The organism is Franzmannia pantelleriensis (assembly GCF_900102875.1).
Taxonomy (GTDB): Bacteria; Pseudomonadota; Gammaproteobacteria; order Pseudomonadales; family Halomonadaceae; genus Franzmannia; species Franzmannia pantelleriensis.
Map to the genome: position 1 here is coordinate 36,723 of NZ_FNGH01000008.1, position 16,466 is coordinate 53,188.

Consider the following 16,466-nt stretch of genomic DNA (forward strand, 5'->3'; position numbering starts at 1 on the left):
ATGCAATGGAGCACGACGAGAAACTCCCTTCCCGCGGGCCGCAGCTGCTGCATGAAGAGCTGCCCAAGGAGCATGAGGATCCACTAATACGGCAGCTGCACGTTATCATTCGCTACGCGATCAAGCTGCTGGCGGTGCTGATGGTACTGGTGATTATCTGGGGCGTGCTGGATGTCATCTACGTGCTATACACCAAGTTTCTCGCGCCTCCGGTACTGCTGTTCGAGGTTAGCGATATCTTCGTGATCTTCGGCGCTTTCATGGTGGTGCTGATCGCCGTAGAGATCTTCATCAATATCAGGCTCTACCTGGGAACCAATGTCCTGCCGATACGCCTGGTGATTGCCACGGCGCTAATGGCTATCGCGCGGAAAGTCATCATATTGGATATTGCAACTGTATCGGCTGAAGACATGCTGGCTATTGCAGCGGTGGTACTGGCTCTGGGGGTTACCCACTGGCTAGTGGGCAAACGGGAGTAGGGCGGGATGTCGTATGGACACTCGTCCGGGAAGCCTTAACAGGCTATCGATTTCAGATAAGTGTGCCATGGAGATGCTTGGAGAGGCGTCTGCTCAGTCAAGGGAATGACTGCACGCCCCCTAACGTCGGGTGCGGATCCCCGTCTTGGCACTGCACCGGCGCGGGTAGCGCAGGGTGCCTGCCTCATTGAAATAGCCGGTGGTGGCCTCTCACGCATTCGGCATAAGCCGTGCCACCACGGCTGTTACCACCGCCAGCAGCGGTATCCAGACGCCTGGTGCCCCCAGTAGCTGCAGGGTGGCGGCACTGATCAGGCACCACAGCAGCGGAGCGACCATTAGTACCCAGCCGTAGCGTGCTGGCTGGACGAGGGTCGCCGCGCCGAGTGTTGCGATCGCCAACGGGTCGGGGGTGAGTCCGACTACCTCGGCACCCGCCAGGCTGCGGCCGTGCAGCAGGGCGGAGAGGGGATGCAGGAAGACGGCGTAGGTCACGAGCGCCAGGCCAAGGACGCGTGGTGCCTGCCAGCGCGATGCTAGCGCCAGGCCACGCCACCGGCTGAGCGCGAGCAGCAGCAGTGCCTGGAGCACGAACAGCGGCACCACGTAGCGGATGCCCCAGTTGATGGGGGCGTAGCGCTGCCACAGGAAGGCCCAGGCGACGAAGAGCCAACTCACCGCGAGCACCGGCATGATCAGGCGTAGCCATTCGATCCTTGATTGCCAAAGGGCGAAGAGCAGGCCGGCGCCGAGTGCCAGAGCCAGCCACTGCGCCGGCCATAGCGACTGGTTGTGCAGCACGAAGAGCCGCTCATAGACGCGTAGCGAGAACATCAGGAAGTCCGCGGCCCGGTAGCTCCACCACTCGCTCATTGGTTCGCCTCGCTACAGGGCTCGCACATAGTCGGCCATGCGCCGGCGCAGCTCGGCATCGGGGAGTGGCCCGCGCGCCGCTGCCAGGTTCTCGCGCACGTGCTCGACCCGGGTGGTCGCGGGAATGGCGCAGCTCACGGCGGGATGGGAGATGATGAACTTGAGGATAAACTGCGCCCAGGTCTCGGCACCGATCTCGGCTGCCCACTCGGGCAGTGGCTCGCCCTCCAGGCGCCGGATCAGCTGCTTCTGTTGGAAGGGCCGGTTGGCGATGACTCCGATACCGCGTTCACGGGCCAGCGGTAGCAGGCGCTCTTCCGCCTCGCGGTCGACAATATTGTAGGTAAGCTGCACGAAGTCGATGTCGGCCTCGCGCAGGATACGCTCGATGGCGTCATGGCGCCGGCCGTGGGAGGTGGTGATGCCGACGTGGCGGATCTCGCCTGCGGCCTTCATCGCCTGCAGGGTATCCAGGTTCTCCTCCCAGGCGCGCAGATTGTGAACCTGGAGCAGGTCGAAGCGCGGCACGCCCCAGTCGCGACGCGAGGCCTCGACCTGAGCAGGGCCTTCTGAGGGGCTGGAGGTCCAGATCTTGTCGGCGGCATAGACGCGGTCGGCGGCGTCGAGCTGGGCCAGTGCATGGCCGATGGTCGCTTGGGAGGAGCCGTACATCGGTGAGGAGTCGATCATCCGCCCACCCTCGGCGAAGAAGGCCGCCATCACCGCCGTGCACGCTTCGAGCAGAGCCGGGTCATTGCCAACGTTGAAGGTGATCCAGCTACCGAGACCGACCAGTGGCAGCGACTCACCCGTAGCCGGCACCTCGCGGGTGAGTATCTCTTGGGACGCGGCGTGTGCAGTGAGTGGCGGCATTGCCGAACCGGCAGCGAGGGCCAGCAGGCCGCCGAGCAGCCGCCGCCGCGAGAGGGGCGGTGGTTCCGGAAACATGGGTACTCCTGACATTCGCATGATGAGCAGTGTAGGAAATGCGCGGTGAGATACCAGTCGCGCGCGACTTGGCGCTCCTGAGCAGCGCGTAGCGAGATGTGTGCCTAGACTAGCTGAGGCGATTCAGACACAGGGAAATGACATGGCTTCTACTCGCCGTGAGCTGGTGGCATTGATCGAAGGGGGCGCGATTGCGCGTGAGCAGGTGCCCCGGGCGGTGGCACGCTCAGGGCTCCACCCGTCGGGGCAGGCCTGGGGAGTGTTCGTGGACAGGCTGCTGCTGTGGCTGGGCACGCTGGCGCTGGTCTGCGCCATGCTGTTCCTGGTGGCCTATAACTGGAGCGAGATGCCGCGCTGGGTGCGCTTCGGGCTGGTGCAGGCGGCGCTCGTGGTGGCGGTTGCCACCTACTGTTGGGGAGCGCAGCGCAGGCTGGTGGCGCGCGCCGCACTGACAGCGGCCTCGCTGCTGCTGGGTGTGCTGCTGGCGCTGTTCGGCCAGGTCTACCAGACCGGCGCCGACCCCTGGCAGCTGTTCTTCTTCTGGGCGCTATTGATGCTGCCCTGGACGCTGGTGGCACGTTTCGACGCGCTGTGGATCCTGTGGCTGGGGCTGCTCAACCTCAGCCTGGCGCTCTATTTTCAAAGCCGGGGCGGGCCGTTGGGTGTCCTGTTCGTGACCGACGCCGCTGCCCTGTGGGGAGTGTTCACCCTCAATACCACAGCACTAGTGCTCTGGGAGTTGGGCGCTCGGCGTTTGCCGTGGCTGTCGGCCGGGTGGTCCACCTGCCTGCTGGCGCTGGGTAGTGGCACATCGCTGACGATGCTGGTGCTCGCTTTTCTCTTCGATCCACGCTCGCCGTTCTCGGTGGCGGTGCTGGTCTATCCCGCCTGGCTGGCGGTTGTCTATGCGGTATATCGCTACTGGCGTGCCGATCTGTTCATGCTGGCCGGTGGCTGCCTCTCGGTGATCGTGGTGGTGACCGCCTTGATTGGCCGGTATTTCATGCGCCAGGGGGATCCGGGGGGCTTGCTGGTATTGGCGATAGCGGTGCTGGGAATGGGCGCCCTGGCGGTGATTTGGCTCAAGCGGCTTCAGAAGGAGATGCTGGTATGACGCACTCGCTGAAGCAGAGGCTGGAGCAAGCGGGGATAGAGGTCGCCGATAGCCAAGTGGCTCCGGCGATCGAGTCGCCCTGGTTCGTGCGGGCGCTGCAGGCGTTCTCGGGGTGGCTGGCAGCCCTGTTCCTGCTCGGTTTCATTGGCATGGGCATGGTGTTCGTGTTCGAGAGCAGTATCGCAGCCGCCGGGCTGGGACTGGTAATGATCGCCGGGGCCTATGCACTGCTGCGCGGCAACGGCGGCGACTTTCTGGAGCACCTGGCGCTGGCCGCTAGCCTGACAGGGCAACTGCTGGTGGCCTGGGCGCTGGCCGATGTCCTGATGAGTCACACCGCCAGGCTGTGGTGGGCGCTGCTGCCGCTGCAGGTGCTGCTCGCCCTGATCATGCCAAGCCTCACGCATCGCTGCGTGTCGGCGTTGGCGGCGTGCCTGGCGCTCTATCTGGCCTTGATCGAAAGCAGCGCGGCGACGTCCTTGGCGAGCGGGCTGGTGCTGTTGGTGGCCACGGCCCTGTGGCTGAACGAGTTTCGTTGGCCGGCCTATTTGCGACAGTGTCAGGCGCTCGGCTATGGCCTGTTGCTAGGCCTGCTGGCCATCCAAGTCATGGCGTATGCCGGTCGGTCGCCGTTCATGTTTCGTCACCACGATAGCGAGGTGCTCGCTTGGCTGGCTCCCTGGGGAGGCGATGCACTCGCTACGCTGGCTCTCTTGATACTGCTTTGGCACGTCTTCAAGCGCCACGCTCAGGCCAGGATGCCGGGCGTGCGTCTGGCGGCCTACGGCGCCGCGGTGGTGTTGATGTTGCTGTCATGGCAGGCCCACGGTCTGAGCCAGGGGGCGGTAGTGATCGCGCTGGGATTCGCTATCGGCAATCGCCTGATCATCGGGCTTGGCGTGATCTTGCTGCTGCTGGCCAGCGCCAACTATTACTACTGGCTTGAGGTCACCCTGCTGGTCAAGGCTGTGACGCTATGCGTACTCGGCGTGGTGTTGCTGACGCTGCGCTGGATGCTGCGGCGCTGGTGGCGGTCCCCGCCACGTGGCGAGATGGAGGGTGGGCAATGATGTTATCCACCAAGGGGAGCCGCGTGGTGGTGGTGGCCGCGACCCTGCTGGTCCTGGCGCTGGTTAACTGGGCGATCTGGGCCAAGGAGCGCCATCTGGCCGAGGGCGAGGTGGTGTATCTGGCGCTGGCGCCGGTGGACCCTCGCTCGTTGATGCAGGGCGACTACATGGCGCTGCACTTCGAACTCGCCAACCGCATCCGCGAGGCGCGCGGCGCCCAGCGCTCGCAGGGCGGCGAGCCGCTGGCCGCCAATGGCCATGTGGTCGTGCAACTGGATGCGCAGCGCGTCGCCGACTTCCAGCGTCTCGATGCCGGCGAACAGGCGCTGGAAGACGATGAAATGCGCCTGCGCTATCGGGTGCGTAACGGCCGCGTGCGCTTTGCCACCGACGCCTTCTTCTTCCAGGAGGGCCATGCCGAGCGCTTTGAGCTTGCCCGCTATGGGCAATTCCGCGTCAATCATCGCGGCGAGGCGTTGCTGGTCTCGCTGCATGACGCCGAGCTCGAGCGGCTCGGAGAAATGGCCCGGTAGGTCGTGTGGATCTCGGCAGATGTCGTAATCGAGACAATCACTTAGGCGTCGGTGTTTACCATGGCGACAAATTTCAATAACAGGTGAAATCTGCCATGGTTTATACCGTTGCCGTGTTATTCAGCCTCGTCGGCTACTTCATCATCGGTAACCTCGCTGGTCGCCGGGTCAAGAATCTCGACGACTATCTGGTCGCGGGGCGCAACGCTCCCACATTGATGATCCTGGGCACCCTGGTTGCCAGCTATCTGAGTACCAGTGCCTTCCTCGGCGAGACCGGTTTCGCCTATCAGGGCTACCCCTTCGTCATGCTGATCTTTGCCGCCATCAGCACCGCCGGCTGCCTGCTCGGCGCGCTGGTATTCGGGCGCTATCTGCGCCGCAGTGAGGCAATGACGGTGCCTGAGTTCTTCGGCAAACGCTTCGCCTCCAGGCGGGTCCAAATGATCGCCGGGCTGACCACTGTCGTCGGGTTGGGCGCCTATCTGCTGGGGGTGATGCAGGGCGCCGGCATCATGTTCGAGGAACTCACCGGGCTACCCTACTGGACCGGGTTGGTACTGGTGTGGCTTACCTACACCAGCTTCATTCTCTACTCCGGCTCCCAGGGCGTGGTGCTCACCGACACCATCATGTTCTTGATTTTCTCCATCGCGGCAGTCGGGGGCTCACTCTATATCATCAGCGATCTCGGCGGCTGGTCGGGGGTGATCGAAGGGCTACTGGCACAGCGTGACAAGCCCGACATCGCACTGTGGCACGGTGTGATAGAGGGCGAGGGGGCAGCCTTTTCCTCTCCCGGCGAGGCGCTGATCTGGGGGCTGACGCTGGGGCTGGTGTGGGCGACGGTGCTGGCGGCCAGTCCGTGGCAGTCGAGCCGCTACCTGATGGCGCGTAACGAGCACGTGGTCATGCGCTCGGCGATGCTCACGGCGGTGGTGCTGGCGATCTTCTATGCGCTGATGATGATGACCGGTGCGGCGATCAACCTGTATGACCCGACGCTCGACGGCGAACGCGCCATGGTGTGGGCGGCGCTCAACGTACTACCGGTTTGGCTCGGGGTGGTCATCCTGACGGGCGTGTTTGCCGCCGGTCTCTCGTCTTGCTCGACCTTTCTGTCAATCATCGGCTTCAGCCTTGCCCACGACATACTGCCCGCTTCCCGCGGCGAGCGTAGTGCCATGCGTGCCAGCCGTATCGGCGTGTTGGCGGCTGGGCTGGTGGCACTGCTGCTTGCACTCTTCCAGCCTCCGGCGGTAATGGCGGTGGTGTGGTTTGCCGCAACCCTGTTCGCCTCTTCCTGGGGACCGGTGGCGCTCATGAGCATCTGGAGCCGTCGGATCACTGCTGCTGGTGCGAGCTGGGGGCTAGGCGTCGGCTTCGTTGGCAACCTGATATTGTCGCTTATGGTGCAGGCCGAGTGGCTGTCGCTGCCGGTTTACCTCCACCCGGTGGTGCTGAGCACCCTGGCTGCCTTGGCAGCGATCGTGGTGGCCTCCCGGCTGAGCAGCGTCAGCCAGGCGGAGCGCGACTACCTTGCCTTTCTGCATCGTAGCCCGGTGCAGAACGAGCATGGTTGGGCGTTGGTAACCCGCCGTGTGGCTGTCGTGACCATGCTGGCCGGAGTCGGCACGGGGCTCTTCCTGTGGTGGCAGTATGCCGATTCTCTGGCGACCCTGGCCGCGCGCTTCGCGGTCACCGAAGGGGCGGTCACCGGTGCCTATTTGCTGGCAGTGGGATGCGGCACCATGCTGGTTATCGCAGGGGCGGTGGGTTTCTGGCTGGTGCGCGCGCGTCGGGCGGAAGCTGCAAGCGCCTCGATGAGCAAGTAGCCCAGGACGGCTCGCTTGGCGCTACCGGTCAGTGTGCTCTACCTCGTGTGTGGCCTGGCTCTGCTGCGTACGGTGGGCTACTGAGCGACGACCATGACAAGGCCCGCTAGGCGGGCCTTGTCGTATGTCCTGCGGATAGAAATCGTTGCTCAAAAGGCGCCGTTGCCGTTTTAAAACAAGGATTAGAACGAGTAGGTGAGCGTCGTGGTGGCGTTGAGGGGCTCGCCGTAGACGCCGTAGCCGTCGAAGTAGCTGTAATAGGTCTCGTCGAACAGGTTGTTGATATTGACCTGCATGGCGAGCTGCGGAGTGAACTGATAACGCCCGAACAGGCTGGCCAGAGTGTAGCTGCCCTGGTCGATGCGCTGGGGGCCATTGGGTCCAGCAGCGTTGGCGACGAAGGTGTGACTCTGCCAGTTGAGGCCGCCGCCAACCGTCAATGGTTGCCACTGAGGAACGCGATAGCTGGAGAACAGCTTGACCTGGGTGCGCGGCCGATCGGTGCTGTAGGGGCCATCGGCATCGGTGGCGGTGTAGTGGGTGGCGCCGACGGTCATGTCCAGGTCGCGGGTGAGCGCGCCGCTCACTTCGACGTCTACGCCACGGCTCACCACGCCCCGCGCTGCGTGATAGGTGGTTTGGGTCGCGCCCGGAGCGAGCGGATCGGCCTGGGCGACGTTGTCCTGCTCGATGCGGAACACCGACAGTGAGGCATTCAATAGGCCATCGAGCCAGGCCGCCTTGAGCCCTGTTTCGTAGTTCTTGCCGACGATCGGGTCGAGGAAGCGCCCGCTGGCGTCACGGTACTCCTGAGGTTGGAAAATCTCGGTGTAGCTGGCAAAGACAGACCAGGTATCGTCGATGTCGTAGATCAAGCCGCCGTAGGGCGTGATCTCATTCTGCGCTTGGGCGTCGGTGCCACCTGCGGCGGTCCAGCTACTGCCGCTCCAGTCGCTGTGGCGTGCGCCGAGGATCAGCGTCAGCGGGTCAGCCAGCGACAAGCGTGCAGCGCTATAGACGGCTTTCTGGCGCACGCTGGTACCTTCCGAGGGAGCGAAGTCGGGCCACTGCTGCTCGGGAGTTAAGCCATCCCAGCGGTTGAAATTACCCGGATCGAATCCCGCCGTGAAGGTGTTCTCGTAGTCGTTGGTTTGCTCGCTGTAGCTGCCGCCGATGACCAGCTCGTGCTGTCGGCCGAGCAGGCTGAACGGGCCGCTGGCATAGACGTCGACCGCATCCACTTCCCGCTCACCGCGATTCCAGCCGGTGAAATAGTACATGCCCTGGCCGCTGGCGCGATCAGGAAAGCCGTAGGGATAAGCAAGCTTGGAGTCCAGGTTGGTCACGGCGTGGGTCGCTGCGCCGCGCAGGGTCCAGTCGTTGGCGAAGCGGTGCTCGACGTCGGCGAAGACCTTCTCCGACTCCCGGTCGTTGTAGGACCAGTCCGGTGCCACGCTGAAGGAGCGGGAGTAGTGGGTTTCGCCGCCGTCGGCATACCACAGTGGTAAGCCACCCCAGGTAGGCGATGAGTGACGTCCGCGGTGATAGTCGTAGCCTACCGAGAGGGTGGTGTGCTCAGTGACGTCGGCATCGATCACCGCATAGCCGAACTTGGTACGCTCGCTAAAACGGTCGAGGTGAGAATCGCCCTCCTCATAGCCGCCGATAAAGCGGGCGCGTACATCCCCGGACTGAGTGAGCGGGGTGGTGACGTCGGCCACCGTGCCGTGCTGGTTCCAACGTCCCAGCGAGCCCGACAGCGAACCGGTGAGTTCCCGGCTATTGGCTCGCTTGCGGACGAAGTTTACCGACGCGCCGGGATTACCTGCCCCGGTCAAAAGGCCGTTGGCTCCACGCACCACTTCGACACGATCATAGATTGCCGCATTGAGCGCGCCTTCACCGAAGTCCCAGCGGTTGTCGGTATTGAGCGTGGGCAGACCATCATACTGGAAGCTATTGATCCGAAAGCCGCGGGAGAAGAAGCTGACTCGACTACTGTCGATCTGGCGAGCGGAGACACCAGTGGTATTGGCGAGTACGTCCTCGACGGTGCGCAGGTTCTGGTCCGAGATGCGCTGCTCGGTGATGATGCTGAGCGCTTGCGGAATCTCCTTCGGGCTCAAGTCGAAGCGGGTGCCGGCACTGGTACTGCGGCGGGTATAGCCGACGTTCTCGTAGAGATTCTCTCCGGTGACGGTCACTGTCTCCAGTGACGTCGTGTCGTCTGCGCTGTCGGACTGTGCCAGCGCGCCGCTCGAGGCGCCAAGCGTGGCCGCGAGAAACGCAATGAGTGAAACATGGCGCCAGGCGCGGAGTGAGGTAACCACCGAGCGCTTGGCCATCGGCTGCTGAGTCATGCTCCCGGCATGACGCGACGAGGTTTTCATTGTGATCCCTTGTTACGCCTCGTGGGCGCTTGTTTATTGATCTGCGGGTAAACAAGAAAGGAATCATCTGAGAATGGTTATGATATGTCAATGATCATGAGAATCGTTAGCAAAAATGCCAGTTGCCGTCCCTCTCGACCTCTTATGTGACGAGCTTGGCATGCTAGGCTACTCCTCCCATTGATCCTCAAAGGCACTCCCTCCTTGCGAACCGATAGCCGTCTTTCCCGAATGCTGCATGTGCTGCTGCATATGGCGCGTCAGGATGGTCCCATCACGTCTGAACAGATCGGCGTGATGCTCGGCACCAATGCTGCTGTGGTGCGACGCACCATGGCGGGCCTGCGCAAGGCGGGCTACGTGGGCGCCGAGAAAGGCCGCAACGGTGGCTGGCGGATTGGCTGTGACCTCAACCGTGTTACCTTGCTGGACGTGCACCATGCCGTCGGCGGGCCGCGCATCTTCGCTATCGGCACTGACCGGGAAAATCCCGATTGCGTGGTCGAGCAGGTGGTCAACGAGGCGATCTTCGATGCCATGCGTGAAGCGGAGGCATTGCTGATCGAGCGCCTGGGCTCGGTAACACTGGCCGAGCTGGCGAGCCAGTTCGACGAGATCGCCACTCGGCAAGGCTATCGGTTCCCCGCACACTGAGGGAGAGCGGCACGAGAGCATTGACGCTTGCGTCTTTTAGTGTATCAATTAAAGATACATTATATCTGGCAAGGAGGCAGGACATGACATTCGATGCGGTGATTGTCGGTGGCAGCTATGCGGGGATGGCGGCGGGGCTGCAACTGGCGCGGGCGAGACGGCGGGTGCTGATGGTGGATGCGGGTGAGCCGCGCAACCGCTTTGCCTCCCACTCCCACGGGTTTCTGTCCCAGGATGGCACGCCACCCGCTGAGATCGCAGCCGACGCACGCGGCCAACTGATGGAGTACCTGACGGTGGAGTGGCGCTCGGGCAGGGTGACGTCGGTTGGCGGCGAGGCGGACCGCTTCACGATCGGCCTCGCCGATGGAGACACTTACCAGGCGCGCCGCATCATTCTGGCGGCGGGGGTGAGTGATGAGCTGCCGGCGATTCCCGGGTTGGCCGAGCAGTGGGGGAAGCGTGTCTTTCACTGCCCCTACTGCCACGGCTATGAGCTAGGTCAGACGGCTATCGGGGTGCTGGCATCCTCCGATATGGCGATGCATCACGCCTTGATGCTGCCGGACTGGGGCACCACCACGCTGTTCTTGAACGCTGCCTTCGAGCCAACGGCGGAGCAGTTGGCCCAGTTGGACGCGCGCGGTACCGGTATCGAACGAGGTGTGGTGACGCGTCTTCAGACTGGGCGAGGCGAGAGGGTCGAGGTGGTACTGAGCGATGGGCGCCAGGTCCCGCTTGCTGGCTTGTTCGTGGCGCCGCGGTTGCATCTAAGCCCGTTGGTGGAGGACGTTGGCTGTGAGCTGGAAGAGACGCCGATGGGCAGTGTCATCAAGACCGATGCGATGCAGGCAACCTCGATCCCCGGCATCTTCGCCTGCGGCGATATCGCCCGTGCGGCAGGTTCGGTGACCTTCGCCGTCGCCGATGGGGCCATGGCCGGGTTGTCTGCGCACCGCTCGCTGATGTTTGGCCTGTCCTAGCCCGGCTCAGCGTGTGCGGCCTTGCGATGGCCGGGAGGGGTAGTGGTGGATTGGAGTGTTATGTTATAACATAGGTTTCGAGGTAGCAGTACGACTCCATCCATTCACGGAAGCCACCATGCCGTTGACCGCCAACCAGCAGCGCGTGCTCGAGGTGTTACGCAGCGCCGAGGCTCCTTTGGGAGCCTATGCCCTGCTCGAGCGACTGAGCGGTCATGGGTTCTCGGCGCCGACCCAAGTCTATCGTGCGCTGGACGTGCTGATTCGCCACGGCTTGGCCCATCGCTTGGAGACATTGAATGCCTATGTCGCCTGCCGACTCAAGGAGTGTCGCCAGGGGGTGACGGTATTTGCCATCTGCGACGACTGCGGAAATATCGATGAGCTCATCGATAACGCCTTGAACTCGAGTCTGGGGCATCTGGTCGAGCGCCGTGATTTCTCTCCCGGCAGCACGACCATCGAGATCCATGGCACCTGCTCGCAGTGTGCCGCGGCGCTTCCCGAATCCACTCGCCCCTCGAAGGTGAAATCATGAACCAAGGCGTATTTGGCCAGGACAGTAAGTTGCCCGTCACCGTGCTGACCGGTTTTCTCGGCAGTGGCAAGACCACGCTGCTCAACTGCCTGGTTCGTCAGCCCGCCATGCAGGGCGCGCTGGTGGTGATCAACGAATTTGGCGATATCGGCCTGGATCATCGGCTGCTCGCCGAGAGCGACGAGCATAGCGTCGTGGAAATGAGCAGCGGTTGCCTGTGCTGCACCATTCGCGGCGATTTGAGCCGTACCGTACAGGAGGCCAGCGAAGCCCTCGAGCGGGAAGGCAGTGAGCCGTTTACGCGGGTAATCATCGAGACCACCGGGCTGGCCGATCCGGCCCCGATTCTGCATACCCTGATGACCGACCACTGGTTGGCGCATCGCTTCTTCATGGATGGCGTGATCTGCCTGGTGGATGGCGCCAATGGGGTCTCGACCCTGAACGCCCACCGCGAGTCTCAGCGCCAGGCGGCGGTGGCCGACCGCCTGCTGATTACCAAGACCGATCTGGTCGACGAGGAGCAGTTGTCGCGTCTTGCCAGCCAGTTGGCGACGATCAACCCCGCCGCTGAGCAGTTGCAGGTGCGGCATGGCGATCTGCCAGCCGAGTATGTCACCGGAGAGGGCTTGCCTGATGGGCGTTATTCGGCAGAGCGCTGGCTGGGGGCTGCCTCGTATCAGCAGGTCGCGTCGACTCCCGGTCTGACGCCTCCTGATAGCGGCTCCCTGGTGTCGATGATGCAGCCTGCTGGCGCCTCGGGCCATGGTCATGCCAACCTCAGCCGTCACGGCGAGCAGATCCGCACGTTCTGCTTCAGCGTTGAGGATCCCATTCCCGCCGAGCTGCTCGAGGATTGGCTGGATCTGTTGATGTCACTACTGGGTGAGAAGATCCTGCGCGTAAAGGCCATCGTCAAGCTGGTCGGCCGCGAGAAACCGCTGGCACTGCACGGGGTGCAGCATATCTTTCACCCCCCCGAGCCGCTGCCGGTGGAGGCCTGCCGCGACGGCGTCTCGCGCTTCGTCTTCATCACCAATGGTGTGACGCCCGAGGCGGTGACGCAGCTCTTCGACTACTTCCAACCCGCAACGGCACAAGCCAACTGAGCGGGGACCGGCGCCCCCGCTGCTCAGGACAGCAGTGGCATGCCGGTCATGGCCTGCCGGGTCAGCCAGCCGAGCCCTATAACCAGTAACAGCACCAGGACGATTGCCATTAGTCCCTGGGAAACAGGGAGTCGTGGCATGCAGCGCTTCCAGAGGTAAAACATAAAAAAGTTATGTTATAACATATATATTCATGAACAGATTACCGCTAGAAGATATCGCCTCGGCTCCCGCTAAGCGGCTCGGCACGCTGAGCTGGGTCGGCATCCTGGCCACCCCCCATAGCCAGCGCAGCCAGGCGCATCTCTCGCTGCGCCTGGCCGACGGGCTGGATGAGCTGCCGTTGTTGGGCGCGGTCGAGCGCGGCCTGGGCACAGCGCTACGGACCGCGGTCAAGCGTATCGACGAGCAGGCCTTCGCTCTGGCCAACGGCCAGCACCTGATGTTCTGCGAGGAGTGCGAATGTTGAAGCGACTGGGCTACCTGGCTGGTCTCGGCACCTCTTGGCTGCTGCTGGGTGGCATGGCAGCGGGGGCCGCCATCGGCCATGCTCTGCCGGTTGCTGGCCAGTGGCTGGGTGAGCACATGGATGCGACCCTGATGCTGCTTATCGTGCTGCTGCTGTTCGGAGTGCGCTTCGACGTCATCGTCAGGGCACTGGGCAACCTGCGCTTCATTGGTATCGCGCTGGCGCTCAACTTCGTGGTGATTCCTGCCCTGGGGTATGCCATCGCCTCCTCCTTCCTGCACGCCAACCCCCTGTTCATGGTCGGGCTCACGATCTACTTCATGGCCCCCTGCACCGACTGGTTCCTGGGCTTTACCCGGCTGGCCGACGGCGACGTGGCGCTGGGTACGGCGCTGATGCCGATCAATATGCTGGTGCAGCTGCTGCTCTATCCGCTCTACCTGTACCTCGTCACCTACCAGGTGGTGCCGGTTGAGAGCACGCTGATCGTCACTACCTTGCTGCAGTGGTTCCTGCTGCCGCTGGCAGTAGCGGTGGTCGCGCACCTAGTGTTGCGCCGGTGGCTCGGCGCGGATCGCTTCGCTCATTTGCTGGCGTGGAGCGACCGACTCACCCCCTGGGTGGTGGCGCTGCTGGTGGCGCAGATCTTCGCCGACAATATTGCCGTGATCCTCGAGCACAGTGGCGTCTTTGGCCGGGTGCTGCTGGCGGTGTGCGTATTCTTCCTGGCGACCTTGCTGCTGGGGGAGTGGGTCAGTCGCCGGGCACGCTTGGCCTATCCGGAGCATGCGCTGCTGACCATGACCACGGCGGCGCGCAATGCGCCGCTGATGCTCGCCGTGACCATGACCGCACTGCCGGAGCAGCCCCTGATCCATGCCGCCATCGTGATCGGCATGCTGCTCGAATTTCCTCACCTGACCCTACTGCGGCACCTGCTGCTCAACTCGAGACACCGCCTGGCCGGTAGCCGCCTTCACCCTTGATGAGCCTGACACATGACCGACACTCTTCCGATCGCCGATAGCATAGTCATTACCCTGCCGGATGGCGCGCAACGCCGCTTTTCTCCCCCCACTTGCGTCGCCGAGGTGGCGGCGGCGATTGGTCCGGGCCTGGCGCGTAGCACCGTCGCCGGCAAGGTGGACGGTCGGCTGGTCGATGCCTGCGACCTCATCGAGCGCGATGCACACGTGCAGATCATTACCCCTCAGGATCCCGAGGGGGTAGAGATCATCCGCCACTCCTGCGCCCACCTGGTCGGGCATGCCGTCAAGCAGCTCTACCCCACGGCGCAGATGGTGATCGGCCCGGTGATCGAGGACGGCTTCTACTACGACATCGCCTATGAACGCGCCTTTACCCCGCAAGACCTGGCAGCCATCGAGGCGCGCATGGGGGAGTTGATCGCCAAGGAGTACGACGTCATCAAGCGCATGACGCCGCGGGACGAGGCCATTCGGCTGTTTCGTGAACGCGGCGAAACGTACAAGCTGCGGCTGATCGAGGAACTGCCCGAGGCAGTAGCGCTGGGGCTCTATTTCCACGAGGAGTACCTGGACATGTGCCGCGGCCCCCACGTGCCCAATACCCGTTTCCTCAAGCATTTCCGGCTGACCAAGCTGTCCGGCGCCTACTGGCGGGGGGATGCCAACAACGAGCAGCTACAGCGTATCTACGGCACGGCCTGGCCTGATCGCAAAGCGCTACAGGCCTATCTGGTGCGCCTCGAGGAGGCAGAGAAGCGCGACCACCGCAAGCTTGGCCGCCAGTTGGACCTGTTCCACTTTCAGGAGGACGCCCCCGGCGCGGTGTTCTGGCATCCCCGCGGCTGGGCGGTGTTCCGCGAGCTGATCGCCTATATGCGGCGTTGCCAGGAGGACGCTGGCTACGTCGAGGTGAACACCCCGGACGTCATGGACCGTAGCCTCTGGGAGCTCTCCGGCCACTGGCAGAATTACCGTGAGCATATGTTCACCACCGACACCGAGGATGGCCGCTCACTGGCCCTCAAGCCGATGAACTGTCCGGGCAGCGTGCTGCTCTATCGCCATGGATTGAAAAGCTATCGCGATCTGCCGATTCGCATGGGAGAGTTCGGCAAAGTGCATCGCTACGAGCCCTCCGGGGCGCTGCACGGCCTGCTACGGGTGCGCCACTTCACTCAGGACGATGCGCATATCTACTGCACGCCGCAGCAGATGATCGATGAATGCCGCGATGTGGTCACCCAGGTGCTGGATATCTATCGCCAGTTCGGTTTCGAGGAGGTGCTGATCAAGCTCTCCACGCGGCCGGACAACCGCATGGGCGATGACGCTACCTGGGACCTGTTGGAAAACGCCCTGATCCAGGCGCTGGACGAGGTGGGCCTGGCCTACCGCTACAACCCCGGTGAAGGCGCCTTCTACGGTCCCAAGCTCGAGTTCGTGCTGCGCGATGCCATTGGTCGCGATTGGCAGTGCGGCACCCTGCAGGTGGATATGAACCTGCCCGAACGCTTCGGCCTGGACTACGTGGACGAGGAGGGCCAGCGCAAGCGCCCGGTGATGCTGCACCGCGCTCTGTTCGGCTCCCTGGAGCGCTTTACCGGTATCCTGATCGAGCACCACGCCGGCAAGCTCCCGGCCTGGTTGGCGCCGCTGCAGGCGGTGGTGCTCTCCATCACCGAGCAGTACTCCCGCTATGCGCTGGAGGTAGCCCAGGTGCTGCGCGATGCGGGCCTGCGCGTCGAGGCGGATATCCGCAACGAGAAGGTCGGCTACAAGATCCGTGAGCAGACCCTGCAGCGCGTCCCCTTCCTGCTGGTGGTCGGCGCCCGGGAGGCCGCCTCCGGCAACGTGGCGATTCGCAGCCGCGATGGCGACGACCTGGGCAGCCTGGAGATCGCTGACGCCATTGCCCTGCTTAGCGAGGACTGTGCCGCCCCCGACACCCAGCAGCGTCGCGCCGCCCAGGCGGCCTTGCTCGAACGGCTGCAGGCGAGTGGCCGGCACGAGGTCGTCTGATAGGCGTAGTCTCGTTGGCACGCAAAAACCGGCCCTGATAAGGGGCCGGTTCTAGGTCGCCAGGCGACGTTATCTCGCTAGACGGGTCGCTCAGGCCGGCCGAGGCTTGTCGGTGGGTTCCCCCGATCAGTTTGCCCGGCTGGGGGCCCTGTCATGGTCTCCTGGGGTTGATAGTGAATGACCGAGCAAATCGTTTCGCTTAGATGCAGCAGCTCGGAGCGCCCCAGCACGCTGCCAAAGGCGCTGCCCCGTCAGACGCGCCCGGTGACCATCTGAAACGTCCGCGGTGAGCCGCTGCTGGTGTCCCGACACGACGCCGAGCTCGAGCTGCTTGGCGACATGGTGCGGTAAGATGCGTCAGATAAATCAAGCGCTTATGGCTGGGGCGATCATAAGGCGTGTCAATGAATCTTGCCGCTGGACTTGGCCAAGGCCCTCAACGCAATTACATAACACGGCA

The 16,466-nt window shown here is 63.4% G+C and carries 14 protein-coding genes and 1 pseudogene; 12 read left to right on the top strand and 3 right to left on the bottom strand.

Annotated features, from left to right (window positions below; all coding sequences use genetic code 11):
• Positions 1 to 5: 5 nt before the first annotated feature.
• Complete coding sequence (locus tag BLT16_RS11290; protein WP_176817222.1) at positions 6 to 482, top strand: phosphate-starvation-inducible PsiE family protein; 477 nt, start codon at positions 6 to 8, stop codon at positions 480 to 482.
• A gap of 210 nt (positions 483 to 692) precedes the next feature.
• On the opposite strand, the gene BLT16_RS11295 is transcribed toward BLT16_RS11290, so the two are convergent.
• The gene (locus BLT16_RS11295; RefSeq protein WP_089658624.1) at positions 693 to 1,355 is read right to left on the bottom strand and encodes a DUF6064 family protein; all 663 of its coding nucleotides are present in this window, start codon (positions 1,353 to 1,355) and stop codon (positions 693 to 695) included.
• 12 nt (positions 1,356 to 1,367) lie between these two features.
• Positions 1,368 to 2,303 carry an aldo/keto reductase gene (locus BLT16_RS11300; RefSeq protein ID WP_089658625.1) on the bottom strand — a complete coding sequence of 312 codons (936 nt, stop codon included), beginning with the start codon at positions 2,301 to 2,303 and terminating at the stop codon, positions 1,368 to 1,370.
• A 142-nt stretch (positions 2,304 to 2,445) separates the two neighbouring features.
• Between BLT16_RS11300 and BLT16_RS11305 the strand changes: the two genes are divergently transcribed.
• From BLT16_RS11305 to BLT16_RS11320, 4 genes are all read left to right on the top strand, one after another.
• On the top strand, positions 2,446 to 3,417 hold the full coding sequence (locus BLT16_RS11305; protein ID WP_089658626.1) for a DUF2157 domain-containing protein: 972 nt from the start codon (positions 2,446 to 2,448) through the stop codon (positions 3,415 to 3,417).
• Positions 3,414 to 4,487, top strand: coding sequence for a DUF4401 domain-containing protein (locus tag BLT16_RS11310; protein WP_089658627.1), 1,074 nt, complete (start codon positions 3,414 to 3,416; stop codon positions 4,485 to 4,487). Before BLT16_RS11305 ends, BLT16_RS11310 begins: the two co-directional genes overlap by 4 nt.
• On the top strand, positions 4,484 to 5,020 hold the full coding sequence (locus BLT16_RS11315; protein WP_089658628.1) for a GDYXXLXY domain-containing protein: 537 nt from the start codon (positions 4,484 to 4,486) through the stop codon (positions 5,018 to 5,020). Before BLT16_RS11310 ends, BLT16_RS11315 begins: the two co-directional genes overlap by 4 nt.
• Positions 5,021 to 5,115: 95 nt before the next feature.
• Positions 5,116 to 6,855, top strand: a complete 1,740-nt coding sequence (locus tag BLT16_RS11320; RefSeq protein WP_089658629.1) for a sodium:solute symporter family protein — start codon at positions 5,116 to 5,118, stop codon at positions 6,853 to 6,855.
• A gap of 182 nt (positions 6,856 to 7,037) precedes the next feature.
• On the opposite strand, the gene fhuE is transcribed toward BLT16_RS11320, so the two are convergent.
• Positions 7,038 to 9,245, bottom strand: coding sequence for a ferric-rhodotorulic acid/ferric-coprogen receptor FhuE (fhuE, locus tag BLT16_RS11325; RefSeq protein WP_089658630.1), 2,208 nt, complete (start codon positions 9,243 to 9,245; stop codon positions 7,038 to 7,040).
• Positions 9,246 to 9,449: 204 nt separating this feature from the next.
• On the opposite strand from fhuE, the gene BLT16_RS11330 reads away from it, so the two are divergent.
• The 7 genes and pseudogenes from BLT16_RS11330 to thrS all read left to right on the top strand — a co-directional run bounded on the left by BLT16_RS11330 (position 9,450) and on the right by thrS (position 16,006).
• A complete protein-coding gene (locus BLT16_RS11330) occupies positions 9,450 to 9,899 on the top strand; it encodes an Rrf2 family transcriptional regulator (RefSeq protein ID WP_089658631.1) in 450 nt (149 codons plus the stop codon).
• A gap of 83 nt (positions 9,900 to 9,982) precedes the next feature.
• A complete protein-coding gene (locus BLT16_RS11335) occupies positions 9,983 to 10,882 on the top strand; it encodes an NAD(P)/FAD-dependent oxidoreductase (RefSeq protein ID WP_089658632.1) in 900 nt (299 codons plus the stop codon).
• 118 nt (positions 10,883 to 11,000) lie between these two features.
• Positions 11,001 to 11,420, top strand: a complete 420-nt coding sequence (locus tag BLT16_RS11340) for a Fur family transcriptional regulator (protein WP_089658633.1) — start codon at positions 11,001 to 11,003, stop codon at positions 11,418 to 11,420.
• Positions 11,417 to 12,529 carry a CobW family GTP-binding protein gene (locus tag BLT16_RS11345; protein ID WP_089658634.1) on the top strand — a complete coding sequence of 371 codons (1,113 nt, stop codon included), beginning with the start codon at positions 11,417 to 11,419 and terminating at the stop codon, positions 12,527 to 12,529. The genes BLT16_RS11340 and BLT16_RS11345 overlap by 4 nt, the downstream gene beginning before the upstream one ends.
• Before the next feature lie 262 nt (positions 12,530 to 12,791).
• Positions 12,792 to 12,986 (top strand): annotated as a pseudogene (locus tag BLT16_RS11350) (GTP cyclohydrolase, FolE2/MptA family); the annotation flags it as partial.
• 5 nt (positions 12,987 to 12,991) lie between these two features.
• On the top strand, positions 12,992 to 13,984 hold the full coding sequence (locus BLT16_RS11355) for an arsenic resistance protein (RefSeq protein ID WP_089658635.1): 993 nt from the start codon (positions 12,992 to 12,994) through the stop codon (positions 13,982 to 13,984).
• Positions 13,985 to 13,996: 12 nt separating this feature from the next.
• Complete coding sequence (gene thrS / locus BLT16_RS11360; RefSeq protein ID WP_089658636.1) at positions 13,997 to 16,006, top strand: threonine--tRNA ligase; 2,010 nt, start codon at positions 13,997 to 13,999, stop codon at positions 16,004 to 16,006.
• Positions 16,007 to 16,466 lie beyond the last annotated feature (460 nt).

Excerpts from the sequence above, each read along its gene's own strand:
- BLT16_RS11290 (WP_176817222.1), top strand. The coding sequence starts at position 6 with ATGGAGCACGACGAGAAACTCCCTTCCCGCGGGCCGCAGCTGCTGCAT.
- BLT16_RS11295 (WP_089658624.1), bottom strand. The coding sequence starts at position 1,355 with ATGAGCGAGTGGTGGAGCTACCGGGCCGCGGACTTCCTGATGTTCTCG.
- BLT16_RS11300 (WP_089658625.1), bottom strand. The coding sequence starts at position 2,303 with ATGTTTCCGGAACCACCGCCCCTCTCGCGGCGGCGGCTGCTCGGCGGC.
- BLT16_RS11305 (WP_089658626.1), top strand. The coding sequence starts at position 2,446 with ATGGCTTCTACTCGCCGTGAGCTGGTGGCATTGATCGAAGGGGGCGCG.
- BLT16_RS11310 (WP_089658627.1), top strand. The coding sequence starts at position 3,414 with ATGACGCACTCGCTGAAGCAGAGGCTGGAGCAAGCGGGGATAGAGGTC.
- BLT16_RS11315 (WP_089658628.1), top strand. The coding sequence starts at position 4,484 with ATGATGTTATCCACCAAGGGGAGCCGCGTGGTGGTGGTGGCCGCGACC.
- BLT16_RS11320 (WP_089658629.1), top strand. The coding sequence starts at position 5,116 with ATGGTTTATACCGTTGCCGTGTTATTCAGCCTCGTCGGCTACTTCATC.
- fhuE (WP_089658630.1), bottom strand. The coding sequence starts at position 9,245 with ATGAAAACCTCGTCGCGTCATGCCGGGAGCATGACTCAGCAGCCGATG.
- BLT16_RS11335 (WP_089658632.1), top strand. The coding sequence starts at position 9,983 with ATGACATTCGATGCGGTGATTGTCGGTGGCAGCTATGCGGGGATGGCG.
- BLT16_RS11340 (WP_089658633.1), top strand. The coding sequence starts at position 11,001 with ATGCCGTTGACCGCCAACCAGCAGCGCGTGCTCGAGGTGTTACGCAGC.
- BLT16_RS11345 (WP_089658634.1), top strand. The coding sequence starts at position 11,417 with ATGAACCAAGGCGTATTTGGCCAGGACAGTAAGTTGCCCGTCACCGTG.
- BLT16_RS11355 (WP_089658635.1), top strand. The coding sequence starts at position 12,992 with ATGTTGAAGCGACTGGGCTACCTGGCTGGTCTCGGCACCTCTTGGCTG.
- thrS (WP_089658636.1), top strand. The coding sequence starts at position 13,997 with ATGACCGACACTCTTCCGATCGCCGATAGCATAGTCATTACCCTGCCG.